Below are 17,808 nucleotides of genomic sequence, written 5' to 3' on the forward strand. Positions count from 1 at the left end.
TATGTCCCGCTGGCGGAACGTTGAATCCTTGGATTACAGGAGGTATCCACTATGATTGCTCTGCATGGCAGCGGCGTCTTCCTCGCGGAGGGCGCGCTCCACACCGCCGCCCCCATCTCCCCCGAGGAGGGACGGCAGAGAACCCTGGCCTGGCAGATTCTCCAGGCCCACAGCATCTCCGGCGACCCGGAAACCTTGCGAATCCGCTTTGACGCCCTGACCAGCCACGACATCACCTATGTGGGCATCATCCAGCAGGCCCGGGCCTCCGGCATGCGGGAATTCCCCGTGCCCTACGCCTTGACCAACTGCCACAACTCCCTCTGCGCCGTGGGCGGCACCATCAACGAGGACGACCACGTCTTTGGCCTCTCCGCCGCCAGGAAATACGGCGGCATCTACGTCCCCGCCAACCAGAGCGTCATCCATTCCTATGCCCGGGAGCAGCTGGCGGGCTGCGGAAAGATGATCCTGGGCTCCGACTCCCACACCCGCTACGGCGCCTTGGGCACCATGGCCGTGGGCGAGGGCGGACCGGAACTGGCCAAACAGCTTTTGAAAAATACCTGGGACATTCCCTATCCCAAGGTGACTCTGGTCTATCTCACCGGCGCGCCCAAGCGGGGCGTGGGGCCCCACGACGTGGCCATCTCCCTGGTGAAGGCCACCTTCGAAAGCGGCTTTGTCAACAACTGCGTGCTGGAGTTTGCCGGTCCCGGCGTGAAGGACCTGCCCATCGACTTCCGCAACGGCGTGGACGTCATGACCACCGAGACCACCTGCCTCACCTCCATCTGGGAGACCGACGGCGAGACCCGGAGCTTTTACGACGCCCACCGGCGGGGAGAGGAGTACCGGGAGCTTCACCCCGGCCCCTTCGCCTGGTATGACCAGTATATCGAGGTGGACCTCTCCCGGATCGAGCCCATGATCGCCCTGCCCTTCCACCCCTCCAACGCCTGGACCATCCGGGAATTCCTGGACAACGCCCACGACATCCTCGCCCAGGTGGAGGCCGACGCGGCGAAGCGCTTCCCCAAGGCGGACATCCATCTCACCAGCAAGCTGCACGACGGCGGTGTCTGGGCGGACCAGGGCGTTATTGCCGGCTGCGCCGGAGGTCTTTTTGACAACATCGCCGAGGCGGCGGACATCCTCCGGGGCGGCAGCTGCGGAGACGGATACTTCACCCTGGACGTGTACCCCACCAGCGTTCCCGTCAGCCTGGAACTGACGAAGATTGGCGCGGCGGCAGACCTGCTCCAAAGCGGAGCGGTCCTCAAGCCCAGCTTCTGCGGCCCCTGCTTCGGCGCGGGGGACGTGCCCGCCCACAATGGACTGAGCCTCCGGCACACCACAAGGAACTTCCCCAACCGGGAGGGCTCCAAGCCCGGCGAGGGCCAGTTTGCCGCCGTGTGCCTGATGGACGCCCGGTCCATCGCCGCCACGGCCCGAAACGGCGGAAGGATCACCCCGGCCACGGAGACGGAGTACACGACCGTCCGCCGTCCCTATCATTTCGACGCCGGCGTCTACGCCAAACGGGTCTACAACGGCTTCGGAACCCCCCAGCCGGACACGGAGCTGATCCTGGGGCCCAACATCACCGACTGGCCCAAGATGCAGCCCCTGGCGGAGAATCTGCTGGTGGAGCTGGCGGCGGTGCTGCGGGACAGCGTCACCACCACCGACGAGCTGATTCCCTCTGGGGAAACCTCCTCTTACCGCTCCAACCCCCTGCGGCTGGCGGAGTTTACCCTCTCCCGCCGGGAGCCGGCCTATGTGGGCCGGGCCAAGGCCGCGGCGGAGCTGGAGAAAAAGCGCCTGGCGGGGGAGGTCCCGGAGAAGCTGAGGGCCCTGCTGGACCGCTGCGGCGCCGGGGCGGAGGAGACCCAGTTCGGCTCCTGCGTCTTTGCCAACAAGCCCGGCGACGGCTCCGCCCGGGAGCAGGCCGCCAGCTGCCAGAAGGTGCTGGGTGGCTTTGCCAACATCTGCTACAGCTTCGCCACCAAGCGCTACCGCTCCAACTGCATCAACTGGGGCATCCTGCCCTTCACCCTGGACGAGGGGACGGACTTCCCCTGCGAGGCGGGGGACTGCGTCTTCGTCCCCGGCATCCGAACGGCCATCCGGGAGGGGCGGGAGGACATCCCCGCCAAGGTGCTGAAGTCCGGCGGCGGCGAGGCGGACATCCTGCTCCACGTCCGGGGTCTGACGGCGGAGGAGCGGGAGATCATCCTGGACGGCTGCCTTATGAATTACTACGCCCGGCGGGCAGAATGAGGGAGGAGACCCGGCATGAAAACCATCAACATGACCACCCCCCTGGTGGAGATGGACGGGGACGAGATGACCCGCGTCCTCTGGGGGCTGATTAAAGAGAAGCTGATCCTGCCCTATGTGGACCTGAAAACGGAGTACTACGACCTGGGCCTCCTGAACCGCAATGCCACGAAGGACCAGATCACCGTGGACGCCGCCAACGCCACCAAGCGCCTGGGCGTGGCGGTGAAGTGCGCTACCATCACCCCCAACCGCCAGCGGATGGAGGAGTACCCGGAGCTGACGGAGATGTGGAAGTCCCCCAACGGCACCATCCGGGCTATCCTGGACGGCACCGCCTTCCGCGCTCCCATCGTTCTGCCGTGTATCAAGCCTGTGGTGAAAAACTGGGAGGCGCCCATCACCATTGCCCGCCACGCCTACGGCGACATGTACAAGGCCGTGGACATGGCCACCGGCGAACCGGGCGCCGCCACCCTCACCTTCCGCGGCGAAAGCGGAGCGGAGAAGACCCTGACCGTCCAGACGGTGGACGGTCCCGCCGTCTGGCAGGGGCAGCACAACAAGGATTCCAGCATCCGGGCCTTTGCCCGCTCCTGCTTCCAGTACGCCCTGAGTCAGAAACAGGACCTGTGGTTCTCCACCAAGGACACCATCGCCAAGGTTTACGACGGGGCGTTCAAGCAGATTTTTGAGGAGGAGTACGAGGCCGGCTACAAGGCCGAATTCGAGAAGCAGGGCCTCACCTATTTCTACACCCTCATTGACGACGCGGTGGCCCGAGTCATCCGCTCCAAGGGCGGCTTCATCTGGGCGCTGAAAAATTACGACGGGGACGTGATGAGCGACATGATCGCCGCCGCCTTCGGCTCCCTGGCCATGATGACCTCCGTGCTGGTCTCCCCTGACGGGACTATGGAGTTCGAGGCCTCCCACGGCACCGTCACCCGGCACTACTACCGCTATCTCAAGGGGGAGAAGACCTCCACCAATCCCATGGCCACCATCTTCGCCTGGACCGGCGCGCTGAAACGCCGGGGCGAGCTGGACGGTCTCGCGGACCTGGTCCGCTTCGGCCAGCGGCTGGAGGCCGCCTCGCTGGAGACGCTGGAGAGCGGCGTCATGACAAAGGACCTCCTGCCCCTGGTGGAGCCGGGCTTCCAGGCCCGGGGCGTGGACAGCGAGGAATTCCTGGACGCCATCGCCGCGCGGCTTTCCTGAGCGGCGCACAAGTCCCGGGCGCGGCTCTGCGGCGGCGTCCGGGACCTTTTCAAGGAGGGAAGGAGTTATGTACCGAATTTTTATGGCGGAGGACGACGGCATCATCGCCGGGGCCGTCCAGCGGCACCTGGAGAGCTGGGGCTATCAGGTGGCCTGCGCCCAGAGGTTTGACGCCGTGCTGTCGGAGTTTGTGGAGTTCGATCCCCAGCTGGTGCTGCTGGACATCTCCCTGCCCTTTTTCAACGGCTACCATTGGTGCCAGGAGATTCGCCGGATCTCTCAGGTGCCCATTTTGTTCCTGACCTCCGCGTCCGACAATGTGAACGCCGTCATGGCCATGCAGATGGGCGGGGACGATCTTCTGGGCAAGCCCTTTGACCTTCAGGTCCTCTCCGCCAAGGTCCAGGCCATGCTCCGCCGGGCCTACGACTTCACCGCGGCCCCAGCCCTTCTCTCCTGCGGCGGGGCGGTGCTGAATCTGGGAAACGGAACGCTGACCATTCACGGCCAGCGGGTGGAGCTGACGAAGAACGAGGGCAAGCTCCTCCAGCTGCTGCTGGAGAAAAAGGGGCAGACCGTCACCCGGGACGCCATGATGACCGCCCTGTGGGAATCGGACAGCTTTGTGGATGAAAACACGCTGTCCGTCAACGTGAACCGCCTCCGCCGGAAGCTGGAGGCGGCGGGCCTGCCGGACTTCATCCACACCCGGAAGGGCGTGGGCTATCTGGTGGAGGACCGAATGGTATGAGGACTCTGGGAGCGTATTTCGCGCGGCACTGGAAGCTGCTGCTGCTTTTGAGCGGGTGCACGGGCATCTGCGCCGCCGTCTTCTCTCTCTACGGGCTGCCGCTGGAATCGGTGGGGTACGCCTTTGTGCTCTGCCTCGCCTTGGGACTGGCGCTGTTCGCCGCCGGGTACTGGCAATTCCGCCGCCGCCACCGGGAGCTGGAGCGTCTGCTGGTCCAGGTGAGGGAAACGGTTCTGCCCCTCCCCCCGCCGAAAGGACTGCTGGAGGAGGATTACCAGGCCCTGGTGCAGGCCCTGGCCTCGGACCGGGCCGCCCTGGCGCTGGAGAACCGGAACCGCCTCCAGGATATGACGGATTACTACACTCTCTGGGCCCACCAGGTCAAAACCCCCATCGCCGCCATGCGCCTCCTTCTTCAGGAGGAACCCCATCCGGAGCTGGAGGGGGAGCTTTTAAAGGTGGAGCAGTACGTGGAGATGGTGCTGGGGTATCTCCGCCTGGGCAGCAGCGCCACGGACTACGTGCTGCGAAGCTGTTCGCTGGACAGCCTGCTCCGCCACTCCATCCGGAAGTACGCGCGGCTGTTTATCCTGAAAAAAATCTCCCTGGTCTTTCAGGAGACGGGGCGGACGGTGCTGACGGACGAAAAGTGGCTGTGCTTCGTCATCGAGCAGCTTCTCTCCAACGCCCTGAAATACACGCCTGAGGGGGGCCGCATCCGCGTCTACGGCGACGGGGAAACCCTGGTCATTGCCGACAGCGGCATTGGCATCCAGCCGGAGGACCTGCCCAGGGTCTTCGAACAGGGCTTCACCGGCTTCAACGGCCGGGAGGACAAGAAGTCCACCGGCATCGGCCTCTATCTCTGCCGCCAGGTGACGGACCGGCTGAACCACGGCATCTCCATCTCCTCCCGGCCCGGCCAGGGGACGCTGGTCCGTCTGGACCTCAGCCGGCAGCGGCTGGAAACGGAGTGAGGGCCATGGCGGAAATCACGAGGATCATCCCGCCGGAGGAGGACGGGGCCACCGTCCGGCACATCCTCCGCTCCCGGCTCCACTTTTCCTCCCACGCCGTCTCCCGTCTGGCCCACGGCGGGGAGGGCTGCCTCCTGGTCAACGGCGTCCCGGTGCACACGCCCCACATTCTCCGGACCGGGGACGTGCTGACCGTGGAGAGCGGCGATCTCCGGCCTCCGAAAACCCCCGTTGTCCCAGGGCCCTGGCCCCTGCCGGTGGTCTGGGAGGACGCGCACCTGCTGGTTGTGGACAAGCCCGCCGGCATGACGGCCCACGCCTCCAACTTCCTGCCGGGCACGCCCACGGTGGCGGGGGCCCTGGCCTGGTCCCGGGGGACGGATTTCGTCTTCCACCCGGCAAGCCGCCTGGACAAGGGCACCACCGGACTGATGGTCATCGCCAAGAGCGGCTATGTCCACGATCTCCTCCGCCGCCGGCTGCACAGCCAGGACTTCTGCCGGGAGTACCGGGCTGTCTGCCTGGGCTGCCCCTCGCCGGAGCGGGGCACGGTTCGCGGGCCCATTGGGCGGGACGAAACCTCCGTGGTGGCCCGGCGCGTCCGGTCCGACGGCGCGCCCGCCGTCTCCCATTACGAGGTGCTGGCCCGGGGAGACGGCCTCAGCCTTCTGGCCCTCCGGCCGGAGACGGGGCGCACCCACCAGCTCCGGGTCCATATGGCCCACCTGGGCTGCCCCCTGGCGGGGGACTGGCTCTACGGCACGGAGAACCCATCCCTCATCCCCCGGCCCGCCCTCCACTCTCAGGCCCTGACGCTGACCCACCCCGTTACCGGGGAATCCCTCCGTCTGACCGCCCCTCTGCCCGAGGACATGCGCCGGCTGCTTCGGAAGCATTTCCCCCAAGGGACGGCGGAGTGAAAAAGCGGAACCCGCCTTCAAGCGGGTTCCGCTTCTTTTTTTGCAGGCCGCCTGCTTGAACCGCCAGCCCCTCACTCCTCCTCGTCCGGTTCGGACTCCTGGGGCTCTTCCGGCATGGGAGACTTGTACATTCTCCAGGCCAGAAAGCCCAGAAGCACCGCCCCTCCCCCCAGGATCACCAGTCCCAGAAGGAACTGAAACCGGGTGGGGCCATAGGGATCATGGGTCAGATAGGGCTTGGCGATCTGATAGAACAGGTACGCCAGGTACAGCGCCGCCAGGGCATAGACATTGGCGCGGACCCGGGGATTGGCGGGCCTCTTGGGCGTCTTGGACATGGGGTTCCTCCATTCTGCCGGAAGTCCGGCGCTTTTATGCTTCCGCCCCGTCGGGCCGTGTGACGCTCCGCACCCACTTCCAGCTGTGAAGCCGGAGGGCCACGGGAATGATCTTGTAAATCTGGTCCCACTTCAAAAGGAAGAACACCGCCGCCGGCGGGCTCTTCCACCAGAATGCCGCCATGGCGGAGAGGGGCACCACAATCCCCCACATGCTGATCAGGTTCATCTTGGCGCTGAAGGCGGTGTCCCCCCCGCCCCGGATGATGCCCGTGTCGCAGGCCATCTGATAGGAAGTGCCCACAGTGGTCACGGCGAGGACCACCATGAATTGCAGGGCCAGTTCCTGGGCCCGCTCCGTCAGCCTGCCGCCGAAGACCGAGAGAATGGGGTTCCGGGCCAGGAAAATCAGCCCGCCGGAGGCAATGCCGATGACCACGAACAACACCTGCAAGGTCGCCGTCAGGGACCGGAGCGCGTCCCTCCGCCCCTCTCCGATGCTCCGCCCCACCACAATGCCGGAGGCGGAGGCCGCGCCGTAGGCCACGACGGAGAGGACCTGATAGACCTGGACCGCAATGGCGTTGGCCGCCGTCACGTCGCCCCCCAGGTGGCCCAGAATGCCGGTCTGCACCATCTGGGCCACGCCCCAAAGCGCCTGATTCACCAGCACCGGGGCGGAGACGCGGTTGTAGTCCCGGAGATAGCTGCCGTCAATAAAAAGGAGCTTGCGCAAGGTGAGCCTCAGCCGCTTCTCCCGGTACTTTAAGTAGCAGACCACGATCAGCAGCTCCACACAGCGGGAAACCAGCGTCGCGATGGCCGCGCCCCGGACCCCCAGCTCCGGGCAGCCGAAATGCCCGTAGATCAGCAGGTAATTCAGGGTGACGTTGATGCACAGCGTGGAAAAGGAGATCGCGTAGCCGATCTTCACCACGCCGATGGAGCGGAGCGAGGCCACCAGAATGTTCGTGACGGTGAAGATGACATAGGAAAAGCAGATGATCTGGAAATACCGCGCTCCCTGGGCAATCACCGCCTCGTCGCTGCTCAAAAGGCCCAGCAGCTCCCGGGGGAACAGCAGCACCGCCGCGAACAGCAGCGCCGACAGCGCTCCGCCAAAGCGGAGGGCCACGCCGATGATGTGGGGAATGGGCTCCAGACTGTTTTTCCCCCAGTATTGGGAGCCCAGCACCACAACCCCCTCCCCGGCGCCGCCCACCAGCATCTGGAGCAGAAACTGAATCTGGTTGCAGAGGCTGACGCCGCTCATGGCCTCCTGGCTGTAGCGGCCCAGCATGACGGTGTCCATCAGGTTCACGCCGAAGGTCAGCAGGTTTTGCAGGGCCAGGGACAGCGTCAGGGCGAAGAAGGCGCGGTAAAAGGCTTTCTCGCGTATCATGGGAACAGCTCCTTTAAAAGGGGGCCGGGCACCCGAAGGGTGTCCGGCCCCGCCGCGTCTGGCTTACTCTTCGCCGTCTTCCTCTTCGTCCTCATCCAGGCTCGCCAGGTCAAACTCCAGCTTCTCGCCACAGTTGGGACAGACGACCTCGCCGTCCTCCAGGACGGACTCGTCGAAGTAAATCGCCTCCTCGCAGGTGGGGCAGGTGGTGGCATAGCAGTCCTCGTCCTCCCCCAGATCGTCCAGCTCATACTCGCCGCCGTCTTCCTCGTCCTCGCCGTAGAGCAGGTCCTCCACGTCCTCCAGATCGTCGCTGACGGCGTCCAGCCCGTCGCCCAGCTCCTCCTGGGCGTCCTCGATATCCGCAAGCTCCAGGGCAATATCCTCCAGCACGTCAATGATGGCGGCCAGCAGCTTGCCCTCCTTCTTTCCGGTGTCCAGCTCCATGCCTTCCGCCAGGCCCTTCAGGTACGCGACCTTCTCCGTGATTTCCATTGTAAAACCTCCTCGTTCTGAAAATAGAGTTTTATGGGGAATCGAAAGGGGGGATGCACTCCCCCCTTTGCTCTCTCATTCCTTGCAGCGGCCCAGATACTCGCCGGTGCGGGTGTCCACCTGGATCTTCTCGCCCTCGTTGATGAACAGGGGCACCTGGATGACCGCGCCGGTCTCCAGCGTCGCCTTCTTGGTGACGTTGGTGGCGGTGTCGCCCTTCACGCCGGGCTCGGTCTCCGTGACCTCCAGGTCCATGAAGTTGGGGACCTCCACAGTGAAGACGCTGCCCTTATAGCTCACCAGCTTGCAGACGGTGTTCTCCTTCATGAATTTGAAGGCGTCGCCCAGGACGTCCCGGTTCAGGGGAGACATGTCGTAGGTCTCCGGGTCCATGAAATAGTACAGGTCGCCGTCGTTGTAGCTGTACTCGGCGTCCTTGCGCTCCACGCTGGCCTGCTCGAACTTGGCGGTGGGGTTGAAGGACTCCTCGCGGATGGCTCCGGTGATGACGTTCTTGTACTTGGTGCGCACAAAGGCGGCGCCCTTGCCGGGCTTCACGTGCTGAAAGTCCACCACCAGCATGGGCTTGCCATCCATCTCAAAGATCATACCCTTCCGGAACTCGCCGGCAGAAATCGTAGGCATACAAATATCCTCCTTACAAATCTTGTATGAGAAAACGACCCGCAAGGAGGGCATTTTCTCTCTTTCCATGGTTCTTCCATTATAGGCGTAGTTATTTTATCCCATATAGGCCGCGATTGCAAGTATTTTTCCTCAATTGGGGCGGCGTCATGCGAAAATATTTTCGGAACGCCCGGAAATGGGAACCTCTCCCCGGCGGAACCGGGCCCTCAGCCCCGCCGGCAGCAGACGGCCTTGAACGGGACCTGAAGGGCGTGGAGCACCTTCTGCCACAGGGTCACCGCCCCGCCCAGGGGCTCCACCATCAGGGCCAGCACCCCCGCCCGGTTGGCCGCCAGCATGTCGGTCAGCAGCTTGTCCCCCAGCATGGCGGTGCGGCTTTGGTCCGCCCCGGCCCGGGCCATAGCGGCCCGCAGCCCTTTTGTCGAAGGTTTCCCCGCCCGGCCCTGATAGGGGATGCCCAGGTCCGCGCAGAACTCCGTCACCCGGGTTCCGGAGCGGTTGTTGGAGACGATCATCACTTGGATTCCAGCCGCCCTCATCTCCGCGATCCACTCCCGCAGAGCCGGGTCCGGTCTTCGGACGGACTTGGGGGCTAGGGTGAAGTCCAGGTCGCTGAGCAGCAGCGTCACGCCGCGGCGGCGCAGGAACTCCGGCGTCACCTCCCGATAGGATGCAAACAGACAGTCCGGAATCAGGGAAAGGGGCATAGGCGGCAGCCTCCTTGCATACAGTCTTTTGAAGTCACTTTCAGTATACCAGCTTTGCCGTCTTGGCGCAAGGGGGAGAGAGATTTGCAGATTTATCTGGCCGTGACGCCGGAGGCGTCTCAGGAGGCCCAAACCCACTGCCGGAACCTGGCCCACGTGGCCTACCGCATCGGCCCCGGCTCCGCCCTGCTGCGGCAGAGCCTGCTGCTTCAAACCAAGGGGGGGCTCCTGTCCGTCAGCGACCGCGAGGCCCCCTTTATCGACAGCCCGGAGGCCCTGCGGGACGCGGTGCTCCGGGAGTGCGGGCGGCGGAACTACTCCGGCGTGCTGCTGGACTTTGAGGAGACACCCCGCCGGGACCGGACCGCCTTTGTCTCCGCCCTGGCTCCCGCGCTGTCCGCCTCCCGGCGGACCCTCTATCTGCCGGAGGGTTACGCCGGCGCCGCCCCCGGGGCGGTGGTCCTGCTCTGCACCGCCGTCTCCGGCGGCAGCTTCTCCCAATATCTCCAGGAGGCCGTCGCCCAGGCCGGCGGGGCCGGACACCTGGCCCTGGACGTCCAGCGGCTGCGGATGGACTTCCGCCTCCCTGCCCGGTCCGGAGAGGGCGAGCCCCTTACGGGGGAGGCCCTGGACTCCCTGATGGAGCGGGAGCATCCCGCCGTCTTCTTCTCCCAGGACCTCTGTGCCCGGTATTTCACCTACAGCCGCGGCAGCGAGTCCCACTTCGTCCTCTTCGACGACGCGGACACCCTGAATCAAAAGCTGCGCCTGGGTGCGGGCATGGGCTTTTCCGCCGCCTTCTTCATGTGGCCGGAGGTTCGGGACGTGGCGGAACGCCTCTTTGCCCCCTGGCGGGGCGGAAAAAAACCACCGTGATTGCTCACGGCGGTTTTTTTATCCTCCCGTAATGCCGGAGACCAGCTCCAGCAGGCGGTCCACGTCCAGGGGCTTGGCCAGGTGGGCGTTCATGCCGCTCTCGGCGGACTGCTTCCGGTCCTCGTCAAAGGTATTGGCGGACAGGGCCACGATGGGCACCTTGGCAAGCTCCGGGTCCTGCAAGGCCCGGATGGCCCGGGCGGCGGCGTGGCCGTCCATCACCGGCATCCGCAGGTCCATCAGAACCAGGGCATAGTCCCCAGGGTGGGAGGATTTCACCTTCTCCACCGCCTCCGCGCCGTTGACGGCGGTATCCACCAGGAAACCGGCATCCTCCAGGAGGTCCGCCGCAATCTCCCGGTTCAGATCGTTGTCCTCCACTACCAGCACCCGGCGCTGGACGGAGGACGAAACCCCAGCGGAAGGCTTCACCTCCGCCTCCTCCTGCAAGCGGAGATTCAGCGCCGCTGTGAAGCGGCCCCGCCCCTCCGGCAGGGACTCCGCCCCAATGCGGCCGCCCATCATCTCCACAATCTGCTTGACAATGGGCAGGTCCATCTCCGCACCCCCGGCCTCTCCGGCGGCGGTGATCTCCCGGCGGTCAAAGGGGTCGAAGACCTCGTCTGTCAGCGGCTTATTCAGGCTGAGGCAGTCCGCCGTGAAGTAATAGGCCCCGTAGGCCCGGGTAGCGCTCCGCTCCCGGAGGGACAGCTCAATCCTGCCCCCCGACGGAACACAGCCCAGCGCGCCCAGAGCCAGCCGCACCAGCGCCTGCCGGAGCTTGGGCCGGTCGCACCAGACCCGGGGATGCTCCGCCTCCGGCACGACCAGGATCATCTCCACATCCTTGGCCTTTCCATGAGAGCGAACCTCATCCCAGACCTCCCGGGCCAGATCCGGCAGGGCGCAGGCTGTCTCCTCAATGTGGAGCTGGCCGGACTCCAGCCAGCTCAGCTCCAGCACATCGTTCACCAGGTGGAGCAGACGGCTGCTGGAGGAGGCGATGCAGTCCAGGTCCTTCTCCAGCCGCTCCCGGTCGTTCAGATGACGCTTGGCCAGGGCCGTGAAGCCCACAATGGCGTTCAGAGGGGTGCGCATATCGTGGGACATGTTGGAGAGGAAGGTGTTCCGGGCCTCTCCCGCCAGCTTGGCCCGGTGGAGCGCATCTTCCAGCATGACGGTCCGGGTCTTTTCCCGGCGGACCTCCTCGTCCACCGTCCGGCAGCCGAACATGATCTGGGTCACGCCCTCCTCCGGACTGACATTGACCACAAAGGCCTGCACATACTCCGGCTCCCCGTCCCGCAGAATCCGGTAGTTGATATGAAAGGATTTCTGCCGCTCCAGAGTCTTGCGGATATAATCCGGCTCCAGCTCCCGGCAGAAGCGCTCCCGGTCTTCCGGGTGAACCCAGCGCTGGGCGTAAGCGTCCGCGAAACCGGCAAAGGGCCGGACCTGGAGGTCCCGGCCAAACTGGTAGTCCTTCCGGCTGCTGACCCGGTAAGGCTGAATGACATTCTCCTCCAAATCGGCGTGAAAGACGGACTCGTAGTCCGCGCTGAGGCCCTCGATCAGCTCCAGCCGGCGGACAAGCTCGTCGTTCATCTGCTCGAGAAAGCCGGTGTGAAGCTCCGCCTGCTCCTGGAGCTTCTCCTCCAATATGGCGTCCCGCTCCGCCGCGCGGCGCTGGCGGCGCTCCGTCACGTCGGCCAGGAAGACGTAAAACACACCTCCCATGCGCTTGGTTTCAATATAGTGTCCAAAATCCTCCACCCAGCTGATGGAGCCGTCCCGGCGGATAATCCGGTACTCCACATAATCCAGGTCAAAACGGCTATGGGTAATCTGTTCTTCGATGCTCTCCTCCACGGCCTCCCAGTCCTCCGGACAGACCATACCCTGAAAGCTCCCGCCGGTGAGGCGCTGAAACTCCTCCCAGCTCTCGCAGCCAAAAATACGAAGGAGGGCGTGGTTGGCGTAGATAACCTTGCCGCTATCCTTCTGGTAGATGAAAAAGCCGCCGGGCATTTCGTCGGTAAAGTGCCGGACCCGTTGCGCCATGGCGCCCTCCCGGCCCTGGAGGTCTGTCTCGGCGGAGAATAAATATTCGATCAGGCCCTGGTTTTCGATCACGAAGCCGCCTCCTTCCAAGGGGTTTTCCTGATTATACCACATCCGCCCGCGTTTGTCACCACCGATTTACAAGGAGACTTCCGCCTTGCGGAGCGGGTCGAATTCTGGTATAATGAATACGCTGCCCTTTCCAAACTGGCAACAGGGAGGAGGTGAGGTTCATGCAGGAAATCCTGGATTTCTTGACTGCGGTTGCGGCAAGCATGACAGGCTACTATGTCTGCAAATGGCTTGACCGCCGCCACAAAGGCAGCTAACCCCAGCAAAGGGAACCCCCGGAGAGGCACCACTCTCCGGGGGTTCCTTTTTGCTGCCTTGGTTCATGCCGTCCTGGATTTCTTGGATCGGTCAAGAGTATTATACCACAGCCCCACTCCGATATGCAAGAGAAAGTTTTGACGGGGTCCGGCGGCGCATTTCATCAGCCCGGCTTGCGCCTGCCTTTCAAGGGGGCGGAGATAGGGAAAGGACCCGCCCCCGGAGGGGCAGGTCCTTCGTGCTTAGGGATTAGGATTTGCTGTAGCCTGAAAATCAGTTGGTAGCAATGCCGGTGATCGTCCAATCAGCAGTGCCAATGGTGATCTCAACCTCGAACTCCGCAGGCTTCGCAGCAACGAAGTCGGTGAAGAACGCACCGCCACTCAGACTAGCAAAGACCGTATCGGCAGTAATGGTAGTGAAGCTAGTGGTATCCCCAGCCGCAGCCGCAAAGGTGCCATAGTAGAGGGTCTTGCCGTTATTCGCTTCATTCGTCAGCCAAGCAGTCATGGCGTCGGTATTAGCAATGGTCACATCGGTCCTAGTCGCGTTAACACCAGCCTTGGCGCTGTTGGCAACCAGGGCGATCGTATTGCCGTCGGCAGCAGCGGGGGTGATGGCGCCAAGGGAATTGATCGCGGTAGCGGCAGAACCAAGAGTGCTGGAAACGAACTTGACAGTCAGTTTCTCACCCTTAGCAGCCGTCTTCGTCAGAGTAGCGCCATCCGCAGAAGCATAACCAGTGACAGCATTGCTCTTAACCTCGACAGTGTGGGTATTCTTGGACCGGTCGATGGTCACAGTGCCATCATCCGCCACCTTGACCAGCGCGGTGGTAGCGGTGCTGCTCAGGACACTCACACCACCATCAGCGGTCACAGGATCAGCCTTGGTGTCGCTGTTGTCATCAATCAGGGCGATGGTCAGGTTCAGAGAAGCACCCGCCTCAACCTCCAGGGTGTCACCGTTGGTCTTGGTCTGGCCGTTGACGGTAACATAGCAGTTGGTCAGGTTGAAGGTAACGGTCTTGGTGGTCTTGACAGCGTCACCGCACACGACCGCAATCGTGCCAGCCATGCCGCCGTTGATAACCAGCATGCCGTCCTCGATGGTGACAGTCTCAGTGGTACCGTCAGCCTTGGTCAGAGTGGCGGTGGCAGGCAGCTGCTTGCCGGTGCCCGCAGTGATGGGCAGCAGCAGGCCGTTGTAAGGAACGGTCAGCTTCGCGTTCTTAACGGTGTTGCCGTTGTGCACGAAGGTACCGCCGGTCACAGTCACAGTAACCTCGGTGGTGGCAGTGGTGACATCCTCATTCAGAGTGATGTCCTTGCTCGCCGTCGCCTTGTTGTAGGGAGAATTGTACTTGTTGTCGGTGTTGGTCACGGTGACACGGACCTGCTCGCTGCCGGAGCCCTTGGTGAAGTTCACCTTGGAGGCGTCGGTGCCGAAGACAGTCCAGGTGGAACCACCGTTATTGCTGTACTCCCACTTGTAGCTCAGGGTGCCGTACTTGCCATCGGCAACAGCGGCGTTGAGCTCGATGATCTCGCTCTTGCTATAGCTGGCCTTGGGGCTGGTCACGGTCAGACCGGACACAGTGGGAACGGCAGCGCGCTGGTCAGCCTTGACACCGTTGACAACGATCGCCAGGTCAACGTTACGGAAGCCGTCGCTGTCCTTGTTGTCGTTGAAGACCAGGTGCAGACGCACGTCCACATAATCCTTGAGGTCCTCAACATCGTCGATGTCGGTGTTGTCGGTCAGGTTGATCCAATTCGCCTTGGTGAAGTTCGCAACCTGCTTGGCGTTATTGCTGTCGGAGGGCAGCATGTCGCTGGTGCCGCGCTGGTTGGACATGATCCAGGAATCGCCGTCAACCAGCGGGTTGTGACCAGTGGGATCCGCCAGGGCGGTTCCGTCAATCTTGGTGGGATTGCCCAGCTTGACCAGCCACTTGTTGATGACGCTGCTGCCATCGCCAGAGGCGTTGACGGTCGCGGAGGCAACAGAGGTGGTCTTGGTCTGGGTGTCGTAGGAGTTGACCTTGTAGAAGGGCTCATAGCCTTCCTTCTCAGCCTTGGTGAAGGTAGCGAAGGTGTTGTCCTTCAGGTCCTTGTCGGTGTAGATGTTGGTGCTGCGGACCAGGCCGTCCTCGCCCAGCATGGCGACGGTCAGGCCGATCACCTTGCCGGTCTCGGTGGTGTACTCGTGAGAAGCCCAGTGCTCGCGGACATACAGCAGGTTGTTGGTCTTGGCCTCGTTGCTCTGGGTCTTGATGACCACGGCCTTAACCTCGCCGTTCTTGTCCAGATAAGCCTGCGCAGGATGGTTGGCACCGGCAGTACCGTTGCCGCCGCTCTGCTGCATCAGCTCGTCGGTGGTAACGTTCTTGATGCCCTTGACAAACTGGATGTTCTCCACGTCGCCGCTGTTATCGAAGTCCACATAGATGAACATCGGGTTCTTGGCGAAGTAGAAGGAGTTGTCGGTGACAATGTCGCCAGCCTGAACAACCAGGTCCTTATCAGCGTTCTTGACAGTGGGGACCTTGGAAATCCGATCGGTACCGCCAACGGTCAGCCCGCCAGCGCCGTCGGGAGTGAAGGTCACATTATCGCCGCGCAGAGCAAGGCGGATGTTGCTGGACTTGATCTGATAGTTGGCCTTGTCGCCAGCGGTGAAGGTACCGCTGCCGTCAACGTCAATGTAGTTCGCACCAACGGTGAAGTCCGTGCTCAGACCGAACTCGGAAACCTCATAGATCTTAACCAGGTTCTTGTAAACGTCGTTGGCAGCGATGGCGGTATCGTCGTCGTTGCACAGCAGGACCCAGTCAGCACCGGCGGGAGCGCCGTCGTTGGTGTACTTCACCAGGTCGCCGGGCAGGAACTCGTTCGCATAGCTCTTGCCGTTGATGGTATCGCCATAGTACTTGCTGACGGTCTTGCTGGAACCAACGTTCAGGGACAGGGGATCGCCATTGACGTCCCAGCCCTCAGCGATGTCAACGAGCTTGCCGTTGACCAGGGACTTGCTCCAGCTGCCGATAACCATGTAACCGGAGACCTCGCCAACCTCGTCGGCCAGCAGAGCGTTGCCGCCCTCGTCCAGATACAGGGTGACATCCTTGACGGTGACCTTGATGATGTCAGCGTCGATGTCCTTCATGTCCTTGTTCCACTGAGAGACCTTGTAGCTGGTGCCGCCAACAACGATGTCGGTGACGTCGCCGTCATAGGTCTCAACCTTGCTCAGCTTGCCGGTCACGGTCTCGGGAACATAAGCCTTGGAAACTTCCCAGGCGTCGTTCTCGTGGTCGGCATTGACGGGGATGGTCACCACATAGTCGCCGGCCTTGAGGTCCTTCACGACGTCGTAGTAATCGTCCTCAGCCTGGAGGTCCTCCAGCTTGTCGATCTCGTTCATGCCGCGCTGAGCGCCGTCATTGTAGTTGTCAAGAGCATACTGGTTGAAGCCGTTGCCCTTGTCGTCCGCCTCGATCAGCTCGAAGGAGACATAATCGCTGCCAACGTTCTTGACCTTCACCAGCATGGGCTGGATAACGGACACGTAGGAGATGAAGTCGGCGTCCAGCTCATCGACATACACGTACACGGTCGCGCCGTTGTCGGTGTAGTCGGCGATGGTGGCCAGCTTATCCAGATCGTTGACCTGACGGCCGTTCACGAAGACCTGGGTCTTGTTGTAGCCGGAAGCGATGCCATGGGTGCTCTCATTGCTGGAGACCTCGAAACCGTTGAGCTTCAGGGCGCGGACCTTGGCGGCGTCCTTGTCGGCCAGGTGGGCCACCTGCTCGGTGTAAGTATAGTCAGCCTCCAGGGGGAAGGTGCCGATGGTGACCTTCTTGTAGCTCCACTCGTTGGAGGGACGGCCGAAGTCGTCAATGGCGGGGTCGAAGCGGTCATGCTCCAGACGCAGGTCCTTGAAGTGCTCCTCGCCGAACTCCAGGGTGTAGTAGTCGCGGCCGCCCTGGTCGCTCTCGTTCTTGCCGATGTTGCGGTTGATGTCCTTGTTGTTGCTGGTCACCATGGTGGCGGTGGTGCCCTGCATGGTGAAGCTGCCGGTGCTGCCGTTGATGATGGTGCTGCCGCCGTAGGTCACCATGGTGGCCTTCAGGGTGTTCAGCGCCAGCTGGCAGGCCTGCTCACGGTTGACAGCGGCGCTGCCGTTGAACTGCAGGCGGTCCAGCAGGCCGGCAACGTTGGCGATACGGGCAACGTTGTTGGTCCAGCCAGAGCCGGTGAAGCCCTCAATGTTGCTGCTGTAGCCCAGGGCGCCCAGCAGCATCTTGGCGAAGGCATAGCCGGTCAGGGAATCGCCGGGCCGGAAAGTGCCGTCACCATAACCGCTGATGATCTCCTCAGTCTTGCAGAAGCTGATGACGCCCGCAAAGGTGTGGTTGGCGGGAACGTCGGGATAGGGGCTGCTGTTGTTGGGGAGATTGCCAGCGGCCTCGGGGCCGATCAGAAGGGAGACAATGATCTTGGCGGCGGCGCCGCGGGTCAGCTCCTTCTTGGGCTGGAAGCTGCCGTCGTCATAACCGGTAATGATACCGATTCGATTCAGAACGGCAACGGCTTCCTCGTACTGGATCTCATCCTTGTCGGTGAGCTCCTTGTACTCGGTGGCCCCGGCGCTGATGGTGACCAAAGACATGGCCATAACCAGAGCCAGAACCAGGGATAAGAACTTCTTCATGGATTTTCATCCTCCTTGTTTTGCAGCGGGAAGTTCACCGCTGTTATTTGCGGTCGGGACGCGTCGGCTTTTCCGGCGCA

The 17,808-nt window shown here is 62.9% G+C and carries 13 protein-coding genes; 6 read left to right on the forward strand and 7 right to left on the reverse strand.

The window, feature by feature from the left end; translation table 11 throughout:
* Window positions 1-51 precede the first annotated feature (51 nt).
* From QZ329_RS07345 to QZ329_RS07365, 5 genes are all read left to right on the forward strand, one after another.
* Entirely contained in the window at window positions 52-2,283 is a 2,232-nt protein-coding gene (locus QZ329_RS07345; protein WP_295750432.1) for a hydratase, read from the forward strand.
* Between the two features lie 15 nt (window positions 2,284-2,298).
* On the forward strand, window positions 2,299-3,504 hold the full coding sequence (locus QZ329_RS07350; RefSeq protein ID WP_295750436.1) for an NADP-dependent isocitrate dehydrogenase: 1,206 nt from the start codon (window positions 2,299-2,301) through the stop codon (window positions 3,502-3,504).
* A gap of 67 nt (window positions 3,505-3,571) precedes the next feature.
* Window positions 3,572-4,255 (forward strand): response regulator transcription factor, encoded by a 684-nt coding sequence (locus tag QZ329_RS07355; protein WP_295750439.1) that lies wholly within the window; start codon window positions 3,572-3,574, stop codon window positions 4,253-4,255.
* Window positions 4,252-5,232, forward strand: coding sequence for a sensor histidine kinase (locus QZ329_RS07360; protein ID WP_295750442.1), 981 nt, complete (start codon window positions 4,252-4,254; stop codon window positions 5,230-5,232). The genes QZ329_RS07355 and QZ329_RS07360 overlap by 4 nt, the downstream gene beginning before the upstream one ends.
* 5 nt (window positions 5,233-5,237) lie before the next feature.
* Window positions 5,238-6,152 (forward strand): RluA family pseudouridine synthase, encoded by a 915-nt coding sequence (locus QZ329_RS07365; protein WP_295750445.1) that lies wholly within the window; start codon window positions 5,238-5,240, stop codon window positions 6,150-6,152.
* 71 nt (window positions 6,153-6,223) lie between these two features.
* On the opposite strand, the gene QZ329_RS07370 is transcribed toward QZ329_RS07365, so the two are convergent.
* From QZ329_RS07370 to QZ329_RS07390, 5 genes are all read right to left on the reverse strand, one after another.
* Window positions 6,224-6,490, reverse strand: coding sequence for a hypothetical protein (locus QZ329_RS07370; RefSeq protein WP_295750447.1), 267 nt, complete (start codon window positions 6,488-6,490; stop codon window positions 6,224-6,226).
* Between the two features lie 34 nt (window positions 6,491-6,524).
* Complete coding sequence (locus tag QZ329_RS07375) at window positions 6,525-7,892, reverse strand: MATE family efflux transporter (RefSeq protein ID WP_295750450.1); 1,368 nt, start codon at window positions 7,890-7,892, stop codon at window positions 6,525-6,527.
* A gap of 63 nt (window positions 7,893-7,955) precedes the next feature.
* Window positions 7,956-8,387, reverse strand: coding sequence for a CD1247 N-terminal domain-containing protein (locus QZ329_RS07380; RefSeq protein WP_295750453.1), 432 nt, complete (start codon window positions 8,385-8,387; stop codon window positions 7,956-7,958).
* 75 nt (window positions 8,388-8,462) lie between these two features.
* On the reverse strand, window positions 8,463-9,032 hold the full coding sequence (gene efp / locus QZ329_RS07385) for an elongation factor P (RefSeq protein ID WP_295750456.1): 570 nt from the start codon (window positions 9,030-9,032) through the stop codon (window positions 8,463-8,465).
* A gap of 209 nt (window positions 9,033-9,241) precedes the next feature.
* The gene (locus QZ329_RS07390; RefSeq protein WP_295750458.1) at window positions 9,242-9,742 is read right to left on the reverse strand and encodes a YqeG family HAD IIIA-type phosphatase; all 501 of its coding nucleotides are present in this window, start codon (window positions 9,740-9,742) and stop codon (window positions 9,242-9,244) included.
* An 84-nt stretch (window positions 9,743-9,826) separates the two neighbouring features.
* Between QZ329_RS07390 and QZ329_RS07395 the strand changes: the two genes are divergently transcribed.
* Complete coding sequence (locus QZ329_RS07395) at window positions 9,827-10,618, forward strand: hypothetical protein (RefSeq protein WP_295750461.1); 792 nt, start codon at window positions 9,827-9,829, stop codon at window positions 10,616-10,618.
* Between the two features lie 18 nt (window positions 10,619-10,636).
* On the opposite strand, the gene QZ329_RS07400 is transcribed toward QZ329_RS07395, so the two are convergent.
* Window positions 10,637-12,751 (reverse strand): response regulator, encoded by a 2,115-nt coding sequence (locus tag QZ329_RS07400; protein WP_295750464.1) that lies wholly within the window; start codon window positions 12,749-12,751, stop codon window positions 10,637-10,639.
* A gap of 531 nt (window positions 12,752-13,282) precedes the next feature.
* Window positions 13,283-17,728, reverse strand: a complete 4,446-nt coding sequence (locus QZ329_RS07405; RefSeq protein ID WP_295750466.1) for an S-layer homology domain-containing protein — start codon at window positions 17,726-17,728, stop codon at window positions 13,283-13,285.
* Window positions 17,729-17,808: the final 80 nt, after the last annotated feature.

This window comes from uncultured Oscillibacter sp. (assembly GCF_910579365.1).
GTDB lineage: Bacteria > Bacillota > Clostridia > Oscillospirales > Oscillospiraceae > Oscillibacter.